Source organism: Chloroflexota bacterium (assembly GCA_011322445.1).
In the GTDB taxonomy this organism is placed as follows: Bacteria; Chloroflexota; Anaerolineae; order Anaerolineales; family DRMV01; genus DRMV01.
The window spans coordinates 12,687-35,519 of the sequence record DRMV01000037.1 but is presented as its reverse complement, the minus strand read 5'-3'; the positions used below and the strand labels follow the sequence as shown (position 1 = coordinate 35,519).

The window sequence follows — 22,833 nt, the reverse complement described above, 5'->3', positions numbered from 1 at the left end:
CCATCCCTCGCCTCCATTTAGCCCAACATCACGGCTTCCAGCCCCACGAGCACATCGGCCGTTTGGGGGCGACGTCCGCCTTCGGTTTCGCAGCGCACATTGACGGCGTGCTCGAACTGCTGCCGCGCTTGCTGCCATGCCGCGGGCGTCACCCCCGGCCAGGCCAGCATCAGCGCGGCTTCAGAAACTTCCGGCGAGAGGCCGCCGTGCAGCCCCTTCACCGGATGCCCAAAATAACGCCCGCTCCCCGGTGAAAGCAGCACCACCATGTCACCCGAGAGCGGCGAAGTCATCCCCGCGAGGCGCGGCAGGGCTTCCACGTGGTCGTGCGCGGGCAGCCGCCGGAACCAGGCTTCCAGCGTTTCGAGCCCGCCGTCGGGCGTCAGGGCCACGTAGCCGCTGCGCCAACCGGCGTGGGCCACGTCGCGCACCAACACCGCCGCCACCGCTCCTTCCAAAGCCGGCGCCCCTGCACCGCTGCGGTGGGCTTCCCAAAAACGGCGGGCCAGGGGCAACACCTCGCGCTGAAAATCGGGCGGCTGCGCCCAGGCTTCCCCCTGGCGGCGAAGGTACACGAAAGCCATGCTGCCGTTGAAAGCCATGACCGCATCGCTATGCCGCCCCTCGCCCGGGTAATCGAGCAAGTCGCGCCCTTCAGCAGCGAAAAGCGGTACCACCGACCGCAAAGAAACGGCGTGGGCGTCATCGTCGGGCACAGCCCGTTGTCCGTGGTCGGCAGCCAGCATCCAGAACGGCGGATGGCCGCGCGGGGCCAGTTCGTCCACCGCGGCGCGCAGTTCCCCCACCAGGGCGTCGAGGGTTTCCCGCAAATAGGCTCGCTGGCCTTCCGGACCGTGGGCATGGCTGTAAGCATCCAGCCCCATGAAATACACGGTCAGAATATCGGGTAAGCCATGCGCGCACAGGTCTTCCAGGGCCATATCGAGCACATGGCGATCAAATGCCGCCGGGGTAACGCGCAAAGGGCCAGGCACCCTGGTCAAACGGGCAAGCATATCCACCTTCGGGGGAAGCCAGCGGTCCGCACCGTTAGCATACATGTGCCCCACCACCACAGAACGCTGGCCGCGGGAACCCGCCCGCTCGTAAAGAGTGCGCGCGCCCAGGCAGCGGCTTGCCAACCCCTGGGTAAACACCGCTATCGCGTCGTCAATTTCCAGCGTGTCGCCAACATCAAAGGCATAATGCCGCGCTTTGCCCCCGTGGTGCATTCCAAAACGATCGAAGAACTGATTGCCAGGGACGTCGTGACGATTGGGATGCGCGCCCGTCACCAAACTGGCCTGAGAAGCAAACGTGATGCTGGGCGCAGGGGCAAGCACCGAGGTTACCCAGCCATGATTCCCCTCTTCGCCCAAAAGCCGCTGAAGGTGGGGCACTTCGCCAGCGCGCACGGCCTCTGCCAGCACGTCGGGCCGCAGCCCATCGATGAATACCAACACCACATGACGAGGGGGCACTACAAACCTCCTTCAGTCGTTACGGCTCGGCCCAGGTAATGAACGAGAGGGTAATGCGCCAGGTTGCCCGATCCACGGCTTCCAGGCGGGCATAGCCGATATGCCCATCGCTGCTGCGATAGCAAAGGTAAGTGCCTACGCCCAGGCTATCCACCGGAATATCGGCCGCGCTGCGGTTGCTCTGGCGACAGGTTCCCAGCGAGGGTGGGTCGCTGCCAAAAATGCCCCAGCGAGCGGCGTCTTGCGGGCGCAGCACGTGCGCGCCGTTGACCTGCAAGTAGAGCACATCGGTGGCCGAGGTTTTCTCTCCATCTACCTCCAGCCCATCGCCCAGCATGAGGTCTTGCTGGCCTGTGGTCTTCACCGGTGGCGTGGGGGTGGGGGAAGGCGTGGGGGTGGGGGTAGCCGTGGGCGGTGGGGTGATGGTCGGTGTGGGCGTGGGCGAAGGGGGGCGCAAGGAAACTACCACAATGCGTACCCAAAACGGCGTGCCTGCCCCCGGCCCAATGCCAAACAGGGAACCCTCAGGGGCGCGCAGTTTCCAATAACTCTGATACACGCCCGGCGCAAGCGGCGCCACCATATCCACGGCCAGGTCAACCGCCTCGCCCGGACGCACTTCCCGCCCCAGGGGGTAGGATGCCGAAGTGCCCAACCGCGCGCCCGAAAACCACACCAGGCGATATGCCGGTGTCCAGGTGCATGTGCCGGTGTTGACCACCTGCCACACCTTGGTAAAGACCTGCCCTGGCCGCATCACCGTATCGTCGGGCACGGTGACATCGATGGGGCTGCCGGGGGCAGCCTGGTTGGTGCACGGGCGAGGGGTTGCGGTAGGCGGTGAGGGCGTCCGTGTGCCCGGCAAAGGGGATACCCCAGGGGTAGGCGTCGCGGCCAAAGTCACCGTAGCCGAGGGGCGGGCTGCCTCCACCACCGTGGCCGAGGGCACTGGTGCTCCCCCCTGGGGCAAATTGCAACCCGCCAACACCACCACCAGGGGAACCCAAAAGAGCCCACGGGCGAGTTTAAGCATCGGGAGGTTCTCCATCGTCGGGCGGTAAAATGACTTTCAGCCGCCGGGCCAGTTTGCGGCGCGTCAACAGAATGCGCCGCCCGCAGGTCAAGCACTCCAGGCCAATATCGGCCCCCAACCGCACGACGCGCCATTCATAACCGCCGCAGGCATGGGGTTTACGCAAACGCACTCGGTCGCCAAGATGCAAATCAGGGAGCATGAGGGAAATCCACAGTGCTGTTATGTGAAAGCCAAGAGGCACCTTCAGGGCCTCACCGCGATTATACCATCGCGCCTCCCCCATGATATAATCCGCGCGGCGGGCAGGGTTGCACTTCATCACGGCTTCCCTCTTCAAGAATCCCGCCCCTTTCCCCCATTCCTCTCTCCAAAGGCCATCTCATGCTCGTCCTCCCCGACACCATTGACACACTTTTTCGCTTGGCGATCCTCATGGTCGCTTTCCCCATCCACGAATTTGCCCACGCCTGGACGGCCACCCGTTTTGGCGATGATACCCCCCGGCGCGCCGGACGCCTGACCCTCAACCCCCTCGCCCACCTCGATATGTGGGGCACGCTGCTCTTCCTCTTCACCGGCTTCGGATGGGCAAAGCCGGTGCCGATTTCCCCCAGCGCGCTACGCAGCCGCCGGGCCTACTTTTGGGTAGCCTTTGCCGGGCCGCTTAGCAACCTGCTGCTCGCCATCGTTGTCGCGGTGCTCTACCGCTTCCTCTGGCTCAGCCTGCCCCACACCAGCCTCACGAACATTTTGCTGCGCTTTCTGGGCAGCGTGGTCTTCTTCGACTTGCTGCTCTTCTTCTTCAACCTGATTCCCATCCCGCCGCTGGATGGCGACAAAGTCATTGCAGGGCTCTTCCCCCGCCTGTGGCAAACTTACCTCGCCCCACTCCAGCCCTACGCCATGCCTCTGCTGCTGGTCGTGCTTTTTGTGCTGCCGTTGTTTCACTTAGATATTCTGCAATGGGTGGTGATATGGCCAACCCGCGTCCTGGGCGCGTGGCTCTTAGGCTGAGTTACCGCCTGCGGCAGTTCTGGGAAGCCCTGCGGGCGCGCCCAGACCCGCAAGGGCTGGAAGCCGCCCAACGGCTGCTCAGCCCACCGCTGTGGGCGCTCTTTCAGCGAATGCCCCCCAACGAGCAAGCCCACGCGCTGCGGGTGTTCCAACGGCTGCGGCAGAGCGGGCATACTGACCGCGACCTGCTCACCGCGGCCCTGCTGCACGATGTCGGCAAAGCGTTGCAGCGCCCCCGCCTGTGGGAACGCGTCGCTGTGGTGATATCCTATGCCTGCTGCCCGACGCGTGCTTTCCGCCTGGGGGAAGGCCAGCCGCGCGGCTGGCGGCGGCCTTTCGTGCTCGCCCGCCAACACCCCGAATGGGGCGCACGCCTCGTCGCGGAGGCCGGGGCTTCCCCCGAGGCCGTGGCGCTCATCCGCTACCACCAAACCGTCCCCCCGCCCGACATCCCGCACCTGGCCGCTTTGCAAGCCGCCGACAACGAAGAATAACGCCCATCTTTGGAGGCGCTCCTATGCCCGCCGATTGGCATCGCGAAGCCGAAAAAATGGTTGCCGAACAAATCACCGCCCGCGGCATCCGTAACCCGCGGGTGCTGACCGCCATGCGCCAGGTGCCACGCCATCTTTTCGTGCCCGAAGCCTATCGCACAGAAGCCTACGGCGACCATCCCCTGCCCATCGGCCAGGGGCAGACCATCTCTCAGCCCTTCATCGTGGCCTACATGACGGCGCTGCTCAACCTGCAAGGCGACGAGAAAGTGCTGGAAATCGGAACCGGCTCGGGCTATCAGGCCGCCGTGTTGGCGCACCTGGCGCGAGAGGTACACACGGTGGAACGGCTGCCGCAGTTGGCCGCCCAGGCCCAGGCACGGCTGAAAGCCCTGGGGCTGGACAACGTGCACGTCCACGTCGGCGACGGCACGCTGGGCTTGCCGGAATATGCGCCTTACGACGCCATCCTCATCACCGCCGCAGCGCCCGAAGTACCCGCCCCCCTGCTGGCACAACTGGCCGAAGGCGGTCGGCTGGTAGCACCGGTGGGCGACCGGGGTTACCAGCACCTGGAACGCTGGACCCGCCGCGAGGGACGTCTGGAACGGGAAACCCTCGATGCCGTGGCTTTCGTGCCGCTTGTGGGGGAACACGGCTGGCCGGCTTCTTAATCTCACTTTAGCCCAAGATTGCCAAAAACTGACTGGCAAAAGCCCCCAACAGGCGTTATGCTGAGGGGGCTTGCGGCGCGATGGCAGGGCAACACACGCCCAACACCGCGCCCGCACCGCCTGAGACGGAAGAACCGCTGAAGAACCGCCTGGGAAACCCCTTCCCCACATCAACACACTTTGCAGGAGGTCGCCGTGAACTTTACCGGCCTGATTTTAGGGCTTTTCATGCTGTTTGCCATCGGCTTCGGCTTCTTTTGGGTCATCAAACTGGAATACCATCTCGGTGCGCACATCTGGCCGGTGGTGCTGGCTGTAGGAGCACTGATGGCGGCAGCCTCCCTTTTCATCCCCTCCTTTTGGGGTTCGGCGCTGCTGGGGATCTTCGCCGGTTCGGTTATTTGGGGCAGCACCGAACTCCCCGACCAGGCCAGGCGGGTAGAGCAAGGGCTGTTCCCAGCCAACCCTCGACGGAAAAAGGTGCGCTCATGAACCTGCAATGGGCCGGTGTTGTGCTCGCGCTGGTCACGTTCGTGACCATTGGGCTGGGGCACGTCATGGTGCGGCGCTTCCATGCCCAATGGGGCACGCGGCCAGCCATTCCCTTTTTCGCTTTAAGCGTTGTCGTGTTGGCAGCGGCTTTTGCCAGCGCCAGCGACCTGCTCTCAGCCGTTTTCGGCATTACAGCCATCACTCTGTTCTGGGATGGCGTGGAAATCTTCCGCCAGGAAAAGCGAATGCGCCACAGCAAATAAAGCCGTTTATGCTATAATTCGGGCATGGCTAAAATGTCTTCTCTGACTGGCACCTTTCGCCCCCTGCGGGGTTCCCGCCGAGGGGAAGCCTACGCCTGGGGTCTGACCGCGGCCATGTTAGTGGTCACAGCCATCACTGCGTGGCGGCTGGGCACCGTGCCGTGGTTCCTGTGGGTGCTGTTGGGCTTCTTCGTCGGCTCGGCGCTCCTCAGTTCCTTTGGCAACTGGGTTGATAGCCGCACCGTGCTCACCTTGAACGCCGATGGGCTGGAATTTCACAACGGCCTGCGGCATGTAACACTCACGTGGCCGCAAGTGCAAAGCGTGCGCATTATCAGCGACCGCTGGGGGCAGCGGGTGCAAGTACAAGGGGAAAACGGCCAGCACTTTGCCTTCCGCACGCTGATGCAAGTAGAAATTCACGAAGGCAAACCCCAAAGCCTGTTCGGCTTCCAGGAAGGGGAAGCCCTTGCAGCGACCATCGTGCAGCAGGCGGGGTTAACCTCCCAACGCGCCAGCGACGAAGAAACCTATTACGCTCGTTCATAAATCCAACCCTGCGGGTGTTCCACCACGCACCCCGCAGGGTGCGTTTTTTTATGCTTTCAGGAGGCTGCCATGACCGACTTACGCCAGATGCCCATCGACGAACAAGTTGACCTGCTGATGCAAGGCACAGCCTACGGCGACGAAGCCCTTGCCACAGCCATGCGAAACGAACTCAAGGAACGGCTGATCGAAGCCCAAAAGGAAGGCCGCCCCCTGCGCGTCTATTGCGGTTTCGACCCCCGCACCTCTGACCTGCACCTCGGCCACACCGTGCCCATGCGCAAACTGCGCCAGTTTCAGGAACTCGGCCACGAGGTGATCTTCCTGGTCGGCAACTTCACCTCCCTCATCGGCGACCCTTCCGACAAAGACAAACTGCGCCCCCAACTCACCCCCGAAGAGGTCGAGGAAAACGCCCGCACCTACGCGGAGCAGGCTTTCAAAATCCTCGACCCCGAAAAGACCATCATCGAATACAACGCCAAGTGGCTTTCCAAACTGACGTTTGCCGACCTGATCAAACTGGCTTCTAACTTCACCGTGCAGCAATTCCTCACCCGCGAAAACTTCCGCAAACGCTGGGATAAGGGCGAACCGGTCTACCTGCACGAAACCTTCTACGCCATCATGCAGGGCTACGATGCTTACGCCCTGCGCGCCGACGTGCAAATCGGCGGCACCGACCAGCTTTTCAACATCGTCACCGCGGCGCGCAAACTGATGACCTTCATGGGCGTCAAGCCCAACATCGCCATCATTCTGGATATTTTGCCCGGCACCGACGGCGAAGTCAAGATGAGCAAGTCGTTGGGCAACCACATCCCGCTGCTTTCCACCCCTGAAGACATGTACGGCAAACTGATGAGCGTGCCCGACAAGGCCATGGGCGCGTACATGCGACTGCTCACCCGCTGGACGCCGCCGGAAATCACCGAACTGGAGCGCGGCATGGCCGAGGGCCGGCTCAACCCTCGCGACGTAAAGATGAAACTGGCGCGCGAAATTGTGGAAATCTACCACGGTGCGGAAGCCGCCAAGCGTGCGGAAGAGCACTTCGTGCGCGTCTTCCAGAAACACGACATTCCCGAAGACATGCCCGAATATCGCCTGCAGGAAGGCGAAACCGTGCTGCAAGTGCTCCGCAACGCGGGGCTGGTGAGCAGCAACAGCGAAGGCCGCCGTCTGATTCAGCAAAACGCCGTGCGGCTGGATGGCAAAATCCTGACCGACCCGCACGCTCCTTTCCCTGGCCCGGGGGTGCTCCGGGTGGGCAAGCGCAAATTCATGCGCGTGGTGGCATAAACCTTTCCCCCAGGTCTGACCTTCTCAGCACGCCAAAGCCCCACAAGCACGGCTTTGGCGTGCTTTGCCAAGGGCAAAACCCAAACCAGCGCCCTGGCAACCTCGCCCAAAACACTTGACATTGCAGTGAGGGGGACTTACAATTTATTCGGAATTTTCGGAGTTTATATCATGGCTTCCCAGACCCAACGCCCACTGACCCGCCGCCAGCAGGAATTTCTAAGCCGCTTCCTCGACCTCTACAAAGAGGCGCAGGAACCCATTCACTATACCGAAGTGGCCCGGCGTTTGGGCATCGGCAAAGTGACGGCTTACGAAATGCTCCGCCTGCTGGAAGAGCGCGGTCTGGCACGCTCGGAATTTCGCTTGCCGGAAGGCAAGCGCGGGCCCGGCCGCGCCAGCGTGGTTTTCGCCCCCACACCGCAAGCCGACGAGGCGTTAGCCAAACTTGCCGGCCCCACGGCCGAAACCGAAGATTGGGAAGCCATCAAGGCGCAAATCCTCGCGCAGTTGCGCGCCAGTGAGTCCAGCGATTACGAAAACCTGCTGGCCGACCTGCTGGCGCGCCTGCCAGAGCGCCGCCGACCGCTGCTCTACATGGCGGAACTCACGACCGCTATCCTGCTCGCCCTCCGCACATGGCTGGAGGGGATTCGCGGCAAACGCCTGCGCCGCCGCCTCTTGCGCATTGGGCTGCCTGGCGAGCCGGGCCTCAGCGCGCTGACCGGCCTCAGCCTGGCGCTGGAAGTCGCCGAGCGGGTCAACCGCCGCCTGGCCAGCGCCATTTTGCGCGAATCAGACCGATACCAACGCACATTGCAAACGCTTTCGGAAGAAAACCAGCGCTCGCTGGCGGCCTTCGCGCGCGAAGTGGTGCGGCAGATTTGCAGTGAAAGCGAGGAAACTCCCGACCCGGCCACCGCGACGCCACACCAAAGCAACCAAACAGCCAAATAAACAAATCGAAGCGGTCTTTCTTCCGCTTCCTTTTTTTGTCGCTTATTTTCGTTTTTTTCGGATGCCCCCATCCCCCAAAGGAGGTTGACCATGTTCAAATCCCTTGCGCGTTTCGTCACCCGCTACAAAGTCGGCATTGTCGTCTTTTGGCTGGCGGTGGCGGCAGCCATGGTGCTGTGGGCCCCACCGCTTTCAAAAGTCGGCATCAGCAACGAATCCGACTTCCTGCCAAAAGATTCCCCTTCGCTGCGCGCGCAAAAAGTGTTGGAACGGGAATTCCCCAAAATGGCCTCGGGGAGCGACACCCTCGTGGTGTTGGCCAACCCCCACGGCCTTGACGACGCGGATCGCGCCTACGCCAAAGCACTGGCCGCCTGGCTGCAGCGCGACCCCGACGTCCAGCAAGTGACCACCGTGTTCAACCATCCAGAAATGAAGCCCATCTTGCTCAGCAGCGACGGCCAGGCCATGCTCATGCAGGTGGACTTGAAGTCGCAGCCTTACAGCGATGAAGCCAACCTGACCGTTGACCGAATTCGCACCCACATCCAGCAAACTCGCCCCCAAAACCTCACCGTTCATCTCACGGGGCAAACGCCCATCGGGCGCGACTTGATGCACCATATCCTCAAAAGCGTCGACAGCACCACCTGGGCAACCATCCTGCTGGTGATTGTGGTGCTTTTGTTAGTCTATCGTGCGCCGATTGCCGCAGGGGTGCCGCTGGTCACCATTGGGGTGGCTTACCTCACCAGTCGCGGCATTTTGGGCTATCTTGCCAAGGCCAACATCATGAAAGTTTCCACCATGATGGACGCCTTCCTGGTGGTGCTCATTTTCGGAGTCGGCACCGATTACGCCCTCTTCCTCATTTCGCGCTACCGCGAGGAAGTTTCCCGCCGCCCCAACCAGGATCGTGAGGAAGCCGACCGCGAAACCGTGACCCGCATTGCCCCAGTACTCACGGCCAGCGCCGCCACCGTGGTCATCGGCACTTTGAGCATGATGGTCGCCCGCTTCGGGATGACCCGCGCCCAGGGCCCTGCAATGGCGCTCGCGGTGGCTATGGCGTGGTTGGCCTCCATCACCCTCACCCCGGCATTGCTTTCGCTGCTGGGGCCCTACCTCTTCTGGCCCTTCCACCGGAAAATTCGCGACCAGCAAAGCGAGCATCGCTCCCCCTTCTGGGAACGCGTGGCCCATGCCATCACCGCCAAACCCGGCCTGATTGCCGTGGTCACCACCGTGGTACTGTTGCTGCCTTACATCCTGCTGCCACAAATGCACCGCTCCTTCGACATCTTGAACGAAATTCCCGCCAGCGCCGATTCGCGGCAGGGCTTCGAACTCATCAAAGCCCACTTCAACACCGGCGAGATGATGCCGATCATCGTGGTGCTGGATGGCGACCACGACCTGCGCTCGCCGCAGGGGCTGGAACGCATCGCTGCGGTGAACCAGGCCCTGGCGCAAGTTGATGGTGTTGCCAAAGTGCGCAGCGTGGTACATCCCACCGGCGGCGAACAGCCTCAACTGGAACAGGCCCTCCTTGCCCCCGACCAGCTCCGCACCCTGGCTTCGGGCCTGCAAAAAGGGCTCCAGGCCGACCCGCACGCGCTGGCCCAGGCCAAAGGCGACCCCACCGCGGCCTTGCACACCCTGGAAGCCTATCTCGATGACTTCGGAAAGGCCTTCCCCAAAGCCGCTCAACAGCCGGAATACGCCGACGCCCGCCAACGGCTCAAGGACCTGCGCACCCGGCTGGATAACTTGATGCAAGGGTTGCAAGTCAGCACCCAATTGAACCTGCTCGCCCAAAACATGGACAGCCTGAAGCCGGGCGCCCCCTCCGCGAACGCCGCCGAAGGGCTACAAGGGCTCGAGGCCTATCTGCAAGCCCTGGCGCAGGCTTACCCCGAAGTCAAAAACGCCCCCGGCTACCAGCAAGCCTTACGCGCCCTCGCCACGCTTCAGCAGGGCATGGCGCAGGCCGAGAAAATGCAACAGGCGGATGCTCAACTGGCAATGCTCGCCCAGGCCCTCGACAAAACGGCAGCCCAACTCAACAACCCCGCGGCCCTGCAAACCCTGTTCACCCCCCAGGGGCAACAGGCGGAAAGCCCGCTCACGGTGGTGGGTGGCTATCTCGTCGCCCTGGGCAAGGCTTACCCGCAAATTCAGGCTCAGCCTGCTTACGCCGATGCCCTCACCCGCCTGCAGGCCATCCAGGTCATCCAGCAAACCTTGCAGCAGGCCCAGGCGGAAGGCAACGAAGCCTCAGCCCAACAGGTCCAGCAAGCAGTGGCTTCACTGCAAACGGCCTTACAGGGTCTGAGCCAGGACCTCAGCACACTGGCTCAAACCTTCGCCGGGCAGCCTGCGCCGTTCTCCTACCCGCCGTTGATGCAACTTCCCGCGGCGCAGCAACAAGCCGAGGCACTGCAACAAGCCACCACGGCTCTGAAAACCGGCATCCAGACGCTGGCAAAGCGCTTTGAGGGGCGCGATGCCCGCTTTGTGCCGCCTGCGCTGCCCGGCATGGATACCGCAGCAGCCCAGCAGGCCATCGCCGCGCTGGAAACGGACGTCAAAGCGCTCACCCACGACCTCAACGCCTTAGCCGATGCGCTGCCCGCCAATGCCTACTTCCTCCCCAACGCGCTCGTCGAGCAGCAACCCGAAGCAGGCACCCTGCTCAGCACCTTCCTGAGCCAAGATGACCGCGCAGCGCAAATTCAAGTGCTGGTCAAAGGCGACCCCTATGGCGAGCAGGCCCTTGAAACCGCCGGGCGCATTCGCACCGCCGCCCAGGAAGCCGCCCAAGCCCAAGGCTTGCAGGCCCACGTCACCGGCCCCATCATGCAGGTGTACGACATCCGCACCATCGTAAGCGAAGACTTTCCCAAAGTGATGGCTGCGACCACCGTGGGCGTGCTTCTCGTGTTCATCATCCTGCTGGGCAGTCTGGTTGCGCCGCTCTACCTCATCCTCACCGTGCTCCTTTCCTACGGCAGCACGATGGGGCTGAGCGTGCTTGTGTTCCAGAAATTGATGGGTGCGCCGGGGGTGAACTACTCCATCCCGGTGGTGATTTTCACCCTGCTGGTGGCCCTGGGCGCCGATTACAACATCTTCCTGACTTCCCGCCTGTGGGAAGAAGCAGAAAAGCGCGGCAGCGTGCGGGAAGGCGTGCTGCGTGCTTCGGCCTATACCGGCGGGGTCATCACCTCCGCGGGCATCATCCTGGCAGGCACGTTCGGCGCGTTGATGACCTCATCCATCACCAGCCTTTTCCAGATCGGGGCTGCCATTGCTATGGGCGTGCTGTTAGATACCTTCATCGTGCGCGCCGTGCTGGTGCCTTCCATTGCCGCCGTGCTCGGCCGCTGGAACTGGTGGCCGGCCAAACACCCCATCGGCCACGGCGGGCTGTTCCGCCTGCTGGCCGAGCGGGTCAGGCACAAAGCATAACCCTTCAGGGCTTCGACCGCCGGGGCGCGGCTTTCCCGCCCCGGCGGTGTTTTTTTCTGGTAACATGTAACCAATAACATGTAACCAACATCCCCCGGAATGCGTCTAAGAAATACCACAGGGGTTTCCCCCAGCCGGAGCATGTCACCATGAGCGTTTTCCCTTACCCTGACGAAATTACCCTGGTCGCCGCCCTGCGTCGCGGTGAAGCCGACGCCTACGAACAGCTCATCGAGCAATACGCCGACGGTGTTTACCGCACCGCCTACCGTCTGCTGCAAAACCCACACGACGCCGAAGACGCGATGCAGGAAGCCTTCCTGACAGTGTACCTTCGCATCGGCGATTTCCAGGGCCAGGCCCGCCTCAGTTCGTGGCTCTACCGCATCGTCACCAACAAAGCGCTGGATATACTGCGCAAACGCCAACGCAAAACCGATGCCGCCACCGACTCACTGGAAGACCTGAGTGAAGACGCCGCCGAACTGCTCCCCGATACACAAGCGGTGCTGCCCGAAGATTGGCTGGACCGCCAGGAAATCAACGCCCTCATCAACGCCGGGCTGGAAACCCTTTCCCCCACACTGCGGGCGGCCTTTGTGCTTTTCGAGATGGAAGACCTGAGTATGGAAGAAGTCGCCGACGCGCTGGAAATTTCCGTTTCCGCCGCCAAGGTCCGGGTGCATCGCGCCCGCAATGCCCTGCGCGCCTTCCTTAGCAACCATTTGACAGCCGCCTGACCCCCCTCTGGAGTGTGCCCCATGACCCCTAAAAATCCTTCGGACGAAAAACTGATTGCCGACTACCTGGACGGCCTGCTGCCCCCCAAAGTGCGGGCCAGTTTTGAAGCGCGGCTCAAAAACTCGCCCACGCTGCGGAAGGCTGTGGAAGAAATGCGTGCCTTACGCGAGAAAGCGCGGGAAGCCACCGCCAGCACGCTGTCGCCGGAGGCCAAACTGCGGCTTTACGAGCGCATGAACGCCGAGCGCGCCCGCCGTGGCGAGCCTTTGCTGCGCATTCCGCAGGAACTGCTGGCGTTAGCCAAGGCCAAAGCCATTGCGGCAGGGAAAGCCGCGACCGAGGTTGCCTCGGCCAGCGCCAATGCAGCCCAAACCGCGGCCCGAGCCGGCGCAGCCACCGCCCAAACCGCGGCCCAAAGTGCCTCTCAGGCTGCCCGACAAATGGGGCAAGCCGGCAAAACTGCCCTCAAAGGCAGCACCGAAGCCCTGCAAACCGGCCTGCAAGCCACCGCCGACGCTGCCGCAACCCTCGCCGAAACCGGCGAAGTGTTGGAAGACATCGCCGAGAAGCCCCTCAAAGGCGCGCTCACCGCACCGCCGAAAGTGGCATCCAAAGTTGCCAAAGCGGGCCTGCAAGCCGCCCACGGTGCGGCGAAAACCGGGGCAAAAATGGCACAAACCGGCGCCAAGGTTGCCGCCGAAAGCGCCAAAAGCGCTGCCGAAGTGGCCAAAAGTGGGCTGAAAACCACAGTGGCAGCCGCGAAAGGCGCTGCCCAAACGGCCAAGGCCAGCGCAGAAGTGCTCGGCACAGCCGCCGCGGGGGCCAAGAAGGTGGTGCGCGCGAAAAAAGAGCCCGAAGCAGAAGACACCAACACCCCCAACGACGAAGAATGAGCCGCCGGCTTTTCGCTCGCCTCGCCTCAACGCAAGTCGTAAAGCGTCTGCGCCTTACGCCCCGCCCACACCTTCCCCCGTGGCGGGGCGTTTGCGTTTTCCTGCCAGGAAATCCCCCCCCTTACCCAACCGCAATAACATGGCTATACGAAGCCCACGACAGCGAAGCCCCTCCCCGTTTTTCTTGGCTATACGAAACCCTTTGCCCGCCGGCGCCACCACAACACAAACAGCGCCAGCACGGCCAACAGGCTGCCCGCCGCCCCCACCGGCCACCACCACGGGCGATACTCCAGCATAATCTGATGCTTCCCCGCCGGCACCGGCACCGCCCGAAAGAGGTAATCGGCGCGGTACAGCGGCACCTGCTGACCATCCACCCACGCCTGCCAACCCGGATACCAGGTTTCGGAAAACACCACAAAGCCGCCATCTTGCGGCGCCTGCACTTCCCACACCTCACGCTGCGGCGTCCCCGCGACGCGCTGCACCGACCACTGGGTGCTGCAAGCAGGCTCAGGCGGTTGCGGAGGGCCTTCCAGCACCACCACACATTGCCACGCCGCCCCCCCCTGCCGCGCCCGACGGGCGAGTTCACCCCACGCGGCCCCGGCGGCGTTCACCCACACCGCGCGCGGCACCCATCGCGCCTGCGGCTCAGCCGCCAGGGCTTCCCACTGCACGCTGTAAGGCGGCCCGGCTGCGACATGCCCCACCGCGCCCACGCCCAGGCGTTCCCACAGGCGTTGCCGGGCAACAGGCGGTTGAGCCGCACTGGCCATCGTGTACCACACATAGCGCGCCGGGAGCAAGGGGTCAAAATTATTGGCCGAAGCAAGGCCATCCAGCAGGCTCAGGTTGGGCAACAGCGCGGGGCGCAAACTTTCCCATCCACCCGGTGGCGGGGAAAAATCATCAAAGCGGAAGAACCGCTTAAACTTCAGGCGTTCCTCATCGTTGGGCGGCAGGTAAACCCGTCCGCCTGCCGCCAGGGTCTCAACCCTCCGAACCTCCGGTGGCGTCGCGCCGTAAAGGGGTTGCGCCCGCGCGGCAGGATTCAACCCCCCGCCTGCCACCAGCAAATCGGCCAAGACCCAGAGCGCCACTGCCCACGGCCACAGCCCAACCCCCGCTGCCTTCTCAGAGGAGCTCGCAGCCTGGGGCGCTCGCAAGGCCAAAAGCCCCACCCCCAGCGCCCAAAAGCCTGCCAACGCCGCCGAGCGCACCATCGTCAGCCGGACATCCCCGGCCAGCACCCACGCCAACCCCGCGCCTAACGCCACCGCCAACGCCCCTGCCGTGCCCAGACGCGTCCAGTAAAGCGCCCGTCCCCGCGGGCGCCGCCATGATGCCACCCCCAGGCCACCCAAGAGCGCCAGCGCGGTTTCCGGCCAAATCAGCCAACGCGCCGGGGCTTTGAACATGGCAAACGTCGGCACATGGCGATACAGCACCATGAAAACCGGCGTGAACTTGCCCAAAGCCAGCACAAAACCGCCCACAACCACAATCCCGCCCCACACCACGGCGCGCCGCGGTTTTCCCCAGCGCAAGGCCAGCCCGGCCAACAATAACGGCAACATCCCGAGATACACGGCATCTTCCCAAAACGCGCCGTAGCCCCAATAATTGCCGTGCGCCGGGTTGCCAAACGCATCGGGCATGAGCAGCGTGAGAAAATGCCACGGCCAGAAGGAATAATCCAGCGCCCAGGCCGGCGCGCCGCCCGCCCGCTGCGATTGCCACAAATACACCGCGGTGGGCAACCACTGCACCGCGGCCAAAGCCAGGCCCAGGAAAGCCGCCGCAGCCAGCGCCGCCACCCGTTTCTTCAGCGGCTTGCGCAGCCAGAAGAGCACCCATACCCCCACCAACAACGCCGTGTACCAGGCCGTTTGGGTGTGGCCGGCCAAAAGTTGCAAGCCCCACAGCCCCGCCAGGCCCGCCACCCGACGGCGGGTAGGCCTCTCAGCCACCCGTCGCGCAGCCCATAACAGCCACGGAATCCACGCCGCGGCCGCGTTGATACTGAAAAAGCCCAGCCGCGCCACCAGATAGCCCGAAAGGGCATACGCCAACCCGGCCACGGTAGGTGCAGGCTCGGGGGCATCAAAATCGTCCAACACCTTCGCCATTCCCCACCCGGCCAACGCCAGGTGCAACGCAGCCAACAAGCCATGCGCCCATGCCAGCCCCACCCGCCCCCCCAGGGCAGCAAACGGCACCAGTAGCCAGTTCAGAGGGTAGAACAACGCGCTCTGATCATTCGCCGCCAACGGCGCCCCCGCGCCCAAAAGCGGATTCCAAAGCGGCAGATGGCCGTGGCGCAGCACATCCCACGCCCACCAATGCCACGGCACAAACTGCAACGCGGGCGTTCCCCAAAAGAGGGCGTACCCCGGCCGTAGCGCAGGCGCAAGCAAGAAGAACGGGGCCAGCCAAAGCAACACGCGCGGCGAAAGGCGGCGCAAGCGGTTCACCGGCATACCTCCCAGAAGGCATAGCCATCCTGCTCATAGCGCAGGCAAAGCCAGGCGCTTTGGTGCGGGTCCCAGCCACCGAGGGCGCGTTCGGCAGGCCCCCAAAACACCCAACGCAGGTGGTTTTCCTGCAGGAAGGCACGCCGCCAACTGTCGGGCGTTGCGGGCGAGAAGAACTGCCGCAACGCGGCTTCCTGCACTGCCAGGTGGGGGCTTTCCGGCCCCAGCCCCGCAACGACCCGCACCGGCGCCCAGGCAGGCAAGGCGTTGCCGGTTGCATAAGCGGCCAAAACACCGTCGCCGGAGGCCACCTGCGCCCCCAGCGCCTGAAAAGCAGCCACCTCACGCTCAGGCAGAAAAGCCGGCGGTGCGTGCCGAAAGGCCATGCCCATCACCCCCACCAACACCAGCACATTGGGGACCACAGCCATCCCTAACACGCCCCAAGCCAGTTTGCGGATGCGGGAATGCCCCCAGCGGCGAGCGGCTTCGGCCAAGCCAGCCGCGGCCAATACTGCCCACGCCACCCAAACGCCATCGGCCAGGCGGCGCTGGACGGTGAGAGGGGCGTAAACCAGGGCAGGGAAAATCGCCACCCACACCAGCGGCAAAACCGTGCGCCACCCTCCGCGCCGCCACCGCCACCTGCCCCACCACGCGAAAGGCAGCAGCCAGCCATACGCCAACCCGTACTGCCACCACGGCGGTGAAGGGAGCAAATTTTGCGCCGTCCAAACGCGCAAATACGGGTTGACACGCGCAAGCCAGGCGTACCCCCCCGCCGCCAGGCTGGCTACGGCCAACGCTGGGCCTGCCCGAGGGGCTATCTGACGCGCCTGGCGGATGGCCTCTGGCTTTCCTTGCCGCCACCACGCCCAAAGCACTGTGCCGCCACCCCAGCCGCCCAACACCGCCACCAACGGCAGCAATTCCAACGGGTGCAGCCAGGCCAGCAACGCCGCCAACGCCGCGGCCTGCCATTCCATCCTGCGGGGCGAAGCAAGCAACACGCGGCGCAAAATCCACAACAGCAAAGCCCGCGCCCAGAGCAAATGCGGCAGCAACAGCGCCGCCAAAAAGCCATAAGTTTCGGGGGAATAAAAGCACAACGGTCCGGCCCAACTCAAACGCGCCCAGGGGGCAAGCAACCAACCCAGCCCTGCCCCCGCCGTGGCAAGCACTACCGCCCAACGGCGCCAGCGTTCCGCGGGCAGGAAAAGCGCGGCAAAATCATAGGTCGCCAATACCCACGCCACCACTCCTGCAAGGCGCGCCCAATGGAAAAGCACCGCCAATTGCAAGTGCAATCCTGCGCCGGCGGCCAATTTCCCCAACCAGAGATAGGGCAAAAACACCGGCAAAGGCGCGAGGCGCCAGGTGGTATAAGGTAGCCGAAAGAGCCACGCTCCTCGCGCCCCCAAAAGCATCTTGGCAAGGTAAGAATTGCCGTCTTCCACCCCCATCAAAAAGCCGCTGAACCGCCACGCCTGCCCCTGCGCCTGCCATGCTGCGGCGTAAGGCAACGCCACCAGCACAGCCAGCACAAGCCCGTACCCCAAAGCCCAGCGGCGAGAACGCAGGTAAGCCTTCATGCCCCGATTATAGCCCAAACCTCGGAAGCCGCCACGCCAGCAACACCCCCAACAACGCCAGCGCCAAACCCACGTAGAGATCCCACGGCACGAAGCGCCACACGACCTCATGCCTGCCGGCGGGCAGCGTGATCGCGCGCAAGACGCCATAAGCCGTGGTTGCAGATGCCGGGCGGCCATCAACCGTTACCCGCCAGCCCGGGTAAGCGATTTCGGAAAGCACCAGCCTGCCCGCGCCCTCAGCCGTCACCGATACCCGGTTGGGCTGCCAGGCCACGGCCACAGCCGGGTGCCACCCCGCCGCCGTTTCCACCCACGCTCGCGGTCGCGCGAGGGTGTTGCGGTAAACCCACAAGCCATCACCGTGCGCCAGCGGCACCAGCCCCGCCGCCTCCACCGGATACGCAGCAGCCACCACCGTGACATTCAACAGCCCCAACAACGCCGCATCGGGCTGCGCGTTGCGGTCGGCTTCCAGGTCACTGTTTGGCAAAGGGGGCACCACGACGCTATAACCTTCCAGGGGCACGCCGCTGGCCCGGGCCATAAAGCGCGCATAAGCCTCCAGCACCAACGGGTCCACGCCGTTGGCGAGTTCCCAACCGTGGGCAGCAGCCACCTGCTGAGGGATGCTATACGAGGGCGTGTAAAAGCGAAAAAGCGCGGGGGAAGAGGCAGTCGCGGCTTCCAGCACCGCAGGCGTAGAGAAGGCACGTTGCGGCGGCACCGCCATCACCTGCGACGACGCCATCCACAGCAAATCCAGCGCCAGGAAAGCAGCCCAATAGCGCCAGTGCCCCCTGGCGGCAGCACCTGGCCGGGACATCGCCCACGCCAGCAAAGCCGCCACACCCCAGGCCAAGAGACCATGCAGCCCTACCCAGAACGCTCCCAATGCCCAGCCGAGCACCAGCGAGACCACCATGCCAAGGGTAATCGCCCCAAACCACAGCAAATTGCGGCGACGAGCCGAAGATTGCCCCATTTCGGCCAGGGTTTCCCAGCCAGCAGCCGTCGCGGCGGCCATCGCAAACCCCAACAAAAACAACCCGCGCGGCGGCACACGCAGCAAACTCACCCCTGGCAAGAGCGCCAGCCATGCTTCCCCCGGCAAGTGACTGCCCAAGGCCCAGAGCAGCGCCACCAGCGCGACGCCACCCCAAAAGCGCGCCCGGCCAGCCGCCCACGCTGCCACGGCCAGCAAAATGACGCCTGCTCCTGCGTAAGCCACCCACTCCGTCATGCCACCCGCGGGGGCCAAAAGCCCCAGCAAGCGTTCCCAAGGCAACGAAAAAACCAAAACATCGTGAGGCGTCAAATGTGCGCGCGTACTCAAACGGGTAAAACGCAGCAGCGGCAGCCAAAGCGGCGCTGCCAGCAAAGCGCCCAGGCCCCCTTCCACCGCCAGGGCCAGCACCCGGCGAGCCCAAGAACGTTGCCTCGCCGCAACGCCCACCAGTTCCCACGCCGCCCAAAGCCCTCCCGCGTAAGCCGCCCAGCGCGGGTCGGCCAAAAAGATCAACGCCAGCACCACGCCAGGCCGCAACCACCGCCCGCGGCGGCACGAAGCCAGCAACAGCCAGGGCGTCCATGCCACGGCATAGACCAAGGTGAGATGCCCGCCGCCCCAATGCGCCCAGACTTTCCCGAAGCCCAACCAGGCCAACGCCCCCAGAAACGCGCCCGTCTCTCGACGCCCCAACACGCGCAAGAACGCATACATACCGACGGCGCTCAAAAGCCAGTGCAAACCCACCGTCAGGCTTAGCCCCCACGGCAAGGGCAAAACCACCGCCAGCCACCCCGGCGGATACCAAAGCCCCGCCAACGGGTCGGCGTAAAAGGGATAACCGCTGTAATAAGTCGGCGCCCACAAAGGCAAAGTATGCCATGCCGTGAGTGCCCGCCGCAGGTAAAGGATTTGCGGCACATGAGCCACCACAATGTCGGAAATCACCGCCAGCGGCGGGTAGGGAAATCCCCCGGCTTTGGGCACCAACAAAACCGCCAACCAACCTGCCCACGCCGCCCACATCCACCGGCGCGGCTTCAGCGCCCGCCAGGAAAGTTGGCTGCCGCTCGTGAGGGAGGGCACCGCTTCACGGCACACGGTAAACCACCACCTCTCCAAAGCGCGCGGCTACCGCGCTGGGCAGCAGATAAATCGGCAGCCCGCCCAAAGCACGCTCGCGCGGCCCCAGGAAAATGTAGTCCACTCCCTCTTCGTGCAGGAAGGCCCATGCCGCGCGTCCCTTCATGCACCGGCGGAAGAAATCGCCGACCAGTTCCCGATAGCGCGGGCCATCAATGGTTTCCATGAGATGCCCATACACCACTCGCCGCCCGCTCCACGCCGGAATGATCGCGCCGGTCTGCGGGGCAGCCAACACCACCGTCTCCGGTGGCGTGTGTTCCCGCAACCACACCATCGCCTGCTGTTCATCGCGGGTCAGGAACCACAACGAAGCCCGCGGCTGGCTCGCCTGCCACGGAAAAACAACCCACACCGCGATCAGGCTTGGCACCACCGCCGCGCTCAACACACCCACCCACCACCCACGCCGGCGACGTTGAGTCAGCCACAGGGCAGCAAGCCCTACCAACGGCACTTCAAACCCCAACAGAAAACGCCGTTGCACAGCCAACGGCAGCACCGCCAGTCCCAACGCCATCCCAGCCCACAATGCCAGCCTGCGCTTTGCCGGGTGCCGCCGCCACAGCCCCGCCACAGCGACCAGCGCCCACGGTGCAAAAGCCGCCAACAAATTCCACCCTCGCGGCAAGGGCGTGCGATTTTGCGCCGTCCACTGCGCCAAAACCGGGTCATGGTGAGTTGCCCAATAGACGTAAGCCGTATAAGGTGCCCCCCCTAACGCCACCCACAGGCCGCGGCACCACACCTCAGCCCCTGGAAAACGAAAAACCCCACATCGGCGTCCTTCCCCTCGCGGGAAAGTGTACTCCACCGCAAACTGCACCGCCAGCACCAACCCCACCAACACCACGCCAAAAGGCGAGAGCAGTGCCACGCCGAGGGCGATCAATGCATCCCACCACCGTGGCCTGCCTGGCCGCAGCAAGGCGACTACTCCCGCCAGAGCCCAGGGGAAATGGGCATTCGTAAGCAACGCCAGGAATGGATAGGCATCGGTCAACCAGAAATCGGCCGGCGGCATGCCGCTCGTCCAAGGCAACACCACCCACCCCATCCCCAGAGTAAACAGCGCAACCACCCACGCTGTCCGCCGGGCAAAGGCATCTTCGGGGAACAGCCCGCCGAAAAACCACCCCAGCGCCCACACCAGCGCCACGTCTCCCGCCAGGCGAGCAAGGTTATAGACCAATGGCAGCGAAAGGCCCACCAGCCGCGCCAAATGCCCCAGCGCGAGGTAAAAGAGGTACAAATACGCGCCTGGCCCCGGCCGCGGCGTATATGGCAACGTGAAACGCCACGCGCCCATCCAGCCTTCGCGCATCTTGGCAAGATACGTGTAGCCATCGTAAGGGTTGTAAACCAGGCCACTGAAAACAAAGTCTTTGCCAGCCCGCAGCCACAGGGCAAGGTACGGCGCCGCGGCGACCACCAAAACCAAAGCGGTCAACCCCCAAGACCAGCGGCGGTCTTGCTTCCAGTTCACGCCTGGCCCTCCGGCAAACGATAAGCCTCCGGGCGGCGATGCGCCCACACCGGGAAGGCCTCCCGATACGCCCCAGCCTGCGACAAATCCACCCCGGCAAGCACCAGCGCTTCATCTTCCCCCGCCTGCGCCACCACTTCACCCCGCGGCGTCAGCACCACACTATGCCCGCCGAAGCGCGTCTCGCCCTGCCTTCCCGCCCGGTTGACGGCGACGACGAAGGCCTGATTTTCCACGGCACGGGCGCGCAAGAGGGCATTCCAGTGGGCCACGCGGGAAAGCGGCCACGCAGCCACCAGCAACAACCATGGCACGCCGGCGCTTCGCTGCACCCGAAACATTTCCGGGAAACGGAGGTCGTAGCACACCGCCAGCCCAGCCGCACCCCAGGGGGTTTCCACCAACCCCACAGCATCGCCTGCGGTCAACACACCCTCACCCAAAGGCAAAAAGCGGTGAACCTTGCGATATATGCCCCAACGGCGGCCATCGGGGCCGTAGAGCGCGAAGGTGTTGTAAAGATGCTCGCCGTGGCGCTCTACATGCGAGCCTCCCACCGCGATGCGATAAGCCGCCGCCAGCGCCGCCATACGGGCAAAGAGGCCCTCATCCAGCGCCTCGGCACAGGCAGGGAAATGCGCTGCGCTGTACCCACACCCCCAAAGTTCCGGCAACAGCACCAACGCCGCCCCCGCACGCGCCGCGGACGCCACCATTTCGGCTGCCCGCCGGAAGTTGACCTCGCGCGCATCCTCGTCCACTGCCATTTGGGCCAGTGCAAGGGTCAGACGCTCGCCCGCCATCGCCGCCTCACACCATGTAGGCCATCGGCGCAGGGAAGAGCGCCCGGGCAATTTGCGCCGCCACGACAGCGTTGTTCTTGAGCAAGGCCAGGTTGGCCTGCAAACTGGCGTGGCCGGTCAGTTCGCTGACCCGTTCCAGCAAGAAAGGTGTACTGGCCTGACCGCGCACCCCGCGGGCTTCGGCCTCCTGCAACGCCTGCTCAATCGCCGCATCAACCTGCTCACGCGGCAGCGCTGCTTCAGCAGGGGGCGGCACCACCACCAGTACCGCACTTTGCAACCCCAAGGCCCAGTGGGCTTTGGCAATTTGGGCAACCTCCTTGGGCGTGTCGGCGCGATGCGGCGTTTTCAACCCGCTTTCCCGTGAGTAGAAGGCAGGAAATTCATCCGTCTGATAGCCCACCACCGGCACGGCGAGAGTTTCCAGCATTTCCAGCGTAGCAGGCAGATCAAGAATGGCCTTTGCCCCTGCGCAAACCACAATGACGGGGCTGTTCGCCAGGACAGGCAGGTCAGCCGAAACATCGTGGGGCGGCCAGCGATGCACGCCGCCAATACCGCCGGTGGCAAACACGCGAATGCCCGCCAGCCGCGCCGCCAAGAGCGTGCCCGCCACCGTAGTGCCGCCATCGGCTTTCTGGGCAATGGCCGGGCCAAAATCGCGCACGCTGATTTTGCAAGGGGAAGCCACACCAGCAAGCCGCGCCAGTTCGGCATCGTCCAGCCCCACAATGACCTTCCCGCCCAACACCCCTACCGTGGCTGGCGTCGCCCCGGCATTCTGCACGGCAGTTTCCATATCATGCGCCAGTGAAAGGTTGTCGGGTTTGGGCAAGCCGTGGGTGATGACGGTCGATTCCAGCGCCACCACAGGCATCTTTAACGAAAGCGCCCGCGCAACATGCGGGGCGATTTGAACTCCAGGGGGAAGTTGACGGTTTTCCATAGACTCC

At 64.0% G+C, this 22,833-nt stretch carries 20 protein-coding genes; 11 read left to right on the top strand and 9 right to left on the bottom strand.

The annotated features are described in order from the left end of the window. Positions 1–17: 17 nt before the first annotated feature. Genes ENJ54_07640 through ENJ54_07630 form a run of 3 tightly spaced genes read right to left on the bottom strand, consistent with a single transcriptional unit; the run spans position 18 to position 2,716 of the window. Complete coding sequence (locus ENJ54_07640; protein HFC09701.1) at positions 18–1,481, bottom strand: hypothetical protein; 1,464 nt, start codon at positions 1,479–1,481, stop codon at positions 18–20. A 19-nt stretch (positions 1,482–1,500) separates the two neighbouring features. Further along, positions 1,501–2,514, bottom strand: coding sequence for a hypothetical protein (locus ENJ54_07635; GenBank protein HFC09700.1), 1,014 nt, complete (start codon positions 2,512–2,514; stop codon positions 1,501–1,503). Next, positions 2,507–2,716, bottom strand: coding sequence for a DUF951 domain-containing protein (locus tag ENJ54_07630; GenBank protein HFC09699.1), 210 nt, complete (start codon positions 2,714–2,716; stop codon positions 2,507–2,509). The genes ENJ54_07635 and ENJ54_07630 overlap by 8 nt, the downstream gene beginning before the upstream one ends. A 221-nt stretch (positions 2,717–2,937) precedes the next feature. Here ENJ54_07630 and ENJ54_07625 point away from each other — a divergent pair, with 221 nt between their 5' ends. The 11 genes from ENJ54_07625 (at position 2,938) to ENJ54_07575 (ending at position 13,367) form a co-directional block, all read left to right on the top strand. Next, positions 2,938–3,531, top strand: coding sequence for a site-2 protease family protein (locus ENJ54_07625; GenBank protein ID HFC09698.1), 594 nt, complete (start codon positions 2,938–2,940; stop codon positions 3,529–3,531). Further along, entirely contained in the window at positions 3,480–4,025 is a 546-nt protein-coding gene (locus ENJ54_07620; GenBank protein ID HFC09697.1) for an HD domain-containing protein, read from the top strand. The genes ENJ54_07625 and ENJ54_07620 overlap by 52 nt, the downstream gene beginning before the upstream one ends. 23 nt (positions 4,026–4,048) lie before the next feature. Continuing rightward, positions 4,049–4,699: a protein-L-isoaspartate(D-aspartate) O-methyltransferase gene (locus tag ENJ54_07615; GenBank protein ID HFC09696.1), complete on the top strand. Its 651-nt coding sequence runs from the start codon at positions 4,049–4,051 to the stop codon at positions 4,697–4,699. Between the two features lie 195 nt (positions 4,700–4,894). After that, positions 4,895–5,191, top strand: coding sequence for a DUF4491 family protein (locus ENJ54_07610; protein ID HFC09695.1), 297 nt, complete (start codon positions 4,895–4,897; stop codon positions 5,189–5,191). Further along, positions 5,188–5,454 (top strand): DUF4491 family protein, encoded by a 267-nt coding sequence (locus ENJ54_07605; protein HFC09694.1) that lies wholly within the window; start codon positions 5,188–5,190, stop codon positions 5,452–5,454. Before ENJ54_07610 ends, ENJ54_07605 begins: the two co-directional genes overlap by 4 nt. A gap of 24 nt (positions 5,455–5,478) precedes the next feature. Further along, positions 5,479–6,003 (top strand): hypothetical protein, encoded by a 525-nt coding sequence (locus ENJ54_07600; GenBank protein HFC09693.1) that lies wholly within the window; start codon positions 5,479–5,481, stop codon positions 6,001–6,003. Positions 6,004–6,090: 87 nt separating this feature from the next. Then, positions 6,091–7,305 (top strand): tyrosine--tRNA ligase, encoded by a 1,215-nt coding sequence (locus ENJ54_07595; protein ID HFC09692.1) that lies wholly within the window; start codon positions 6,091–6,093, stop codon positions 7,303–7,305. Positions 7,306–7,476: 171 nt separating this feature from the next. Beyond that, positions 7,477–8,262, top strand: coding sequence for a hypothetical protein (locus tag ENJ54_07590; GenBank protein ID HFC09691.1), 786 nt, complete (start codon positions 7,477–7,479; stop codon positions 8,260–8,262). A gap of 90 nt (positions 8,263–8,352) precedes the next feature. Then, positions 8,353–11,733: an MMPL family transporter gene (locus ENJ54_07585; GenBank protein ID HFC09690.1), complete on the top strand. Its 3,381-nt coding sequence runs from the start codon at positions 8,353–8,355 to the stop codon at positions 11,731–11,733. A 149-nt stretch (positions 11,734–11,882) separates the two neighbouring features. After that, a complete protein-coding gene (locus tag ENJ54_07580) occupies positions 11,883–12,473 on the top strand; it encodes a sigma-70 family RNA polymerase sigma factor (protein ID HFC09689.1) in 591 nt (196 codons plus the stop codon). Between the two features lie 21 nt (positions 12,474–12,494). After that, entirely contained in the window at positions 12,495–13,367 is an 873-nt protein-coding gene (locus ENJ54_07575; protein ID HFC09688.1) for a hypothetical protein, read from the top strand. Between the two features lie 188 nt (positions 13,368–13,555). On the opposite strand, the gene ENJ54_07570 is transcribed toward ENJ54_07575, so the two are convergent. The 6 genes from ENJ54_07570 to ENJ54_07545 are packed head-to-tail and all read right to left on the bottom strand — an operon-like array spanning position 13,556 to position 22,826. Then, the gene (locus ENJ54_07570; protein ID HFC09687.1) at positions 13,556–15,853 is read right to left on the bottom strand and encodes a hypothetical protein; all 2,298 of its coding nucleotides are present in this window, start codon (positions 15,851–15,853) and stop codon (positions 13,556–13,558) included. Then, complete coding sequence (locus ENJ54_07565) at positions 15,844–17,439, bottom strand: hypothetical protein (protein ID HFC09686.1); 1,596 nt, start codon at positions 17,437–17,439, stop codon at positions 15,844–15,846. Before ENJ54_07565 ends, ENJ54_07570 begins: the two co-directional genes overlap by 10 nt. A gap of 7 nt (positions 17,440–17,446) precedes the next feature. After that, on the bottom strand, positions 17,447–19,549 hold the full coding sequence (locus ENJ54_07560) for a hypothetical protein (GenBank protein ID HFC09685.1): 2,103 nt from the start codon (positions 19,547–19,549) through the stop codon (positions 17,447–17,449). Continuing rightward, complete coding sequence (locus ENJ54_07555) at positions 19,539–21,077, bottom strand: hypothetical protein (protein HFC09684.1); 1,539 nt, start codon at positions 21,075–21,077, stop codon at positions 19,539–19,541. The genes ENJ54_07560 and ENJ54_07555 overlap by 11 nt, the downstream gene beginning before the upstream one ends. Then, entirely contained in the window at positions 21,074–21,880 is an 807-nt protein-coding gene (locus ENJ54_07550) for a carbon-nitrogen family hydrolase (protein ID HFC09683.1), read from the bottom strand. Before ENJ54_07550 ends, ENJ54_07555 begins: the two co-directional genes overlap by 4 nt. A 7-nt stretch (positions 21,881–21,887) precedes the next feature. After that, the gene (locus ENJ54_07545) at positions 21,888–22,826 is read right to left on the bottom strand and encodes a pseudouridine-5'-phosphate glycosidase (GenBank protein ID HFC09682.1); all 939 of its coding nucleotides are present in this window, start codon (positions 22,824–22,826) and stop codon (positions 21,888–21,890) included. Positions 22,827–22,833: the final 7 nt, after the last annotated feature.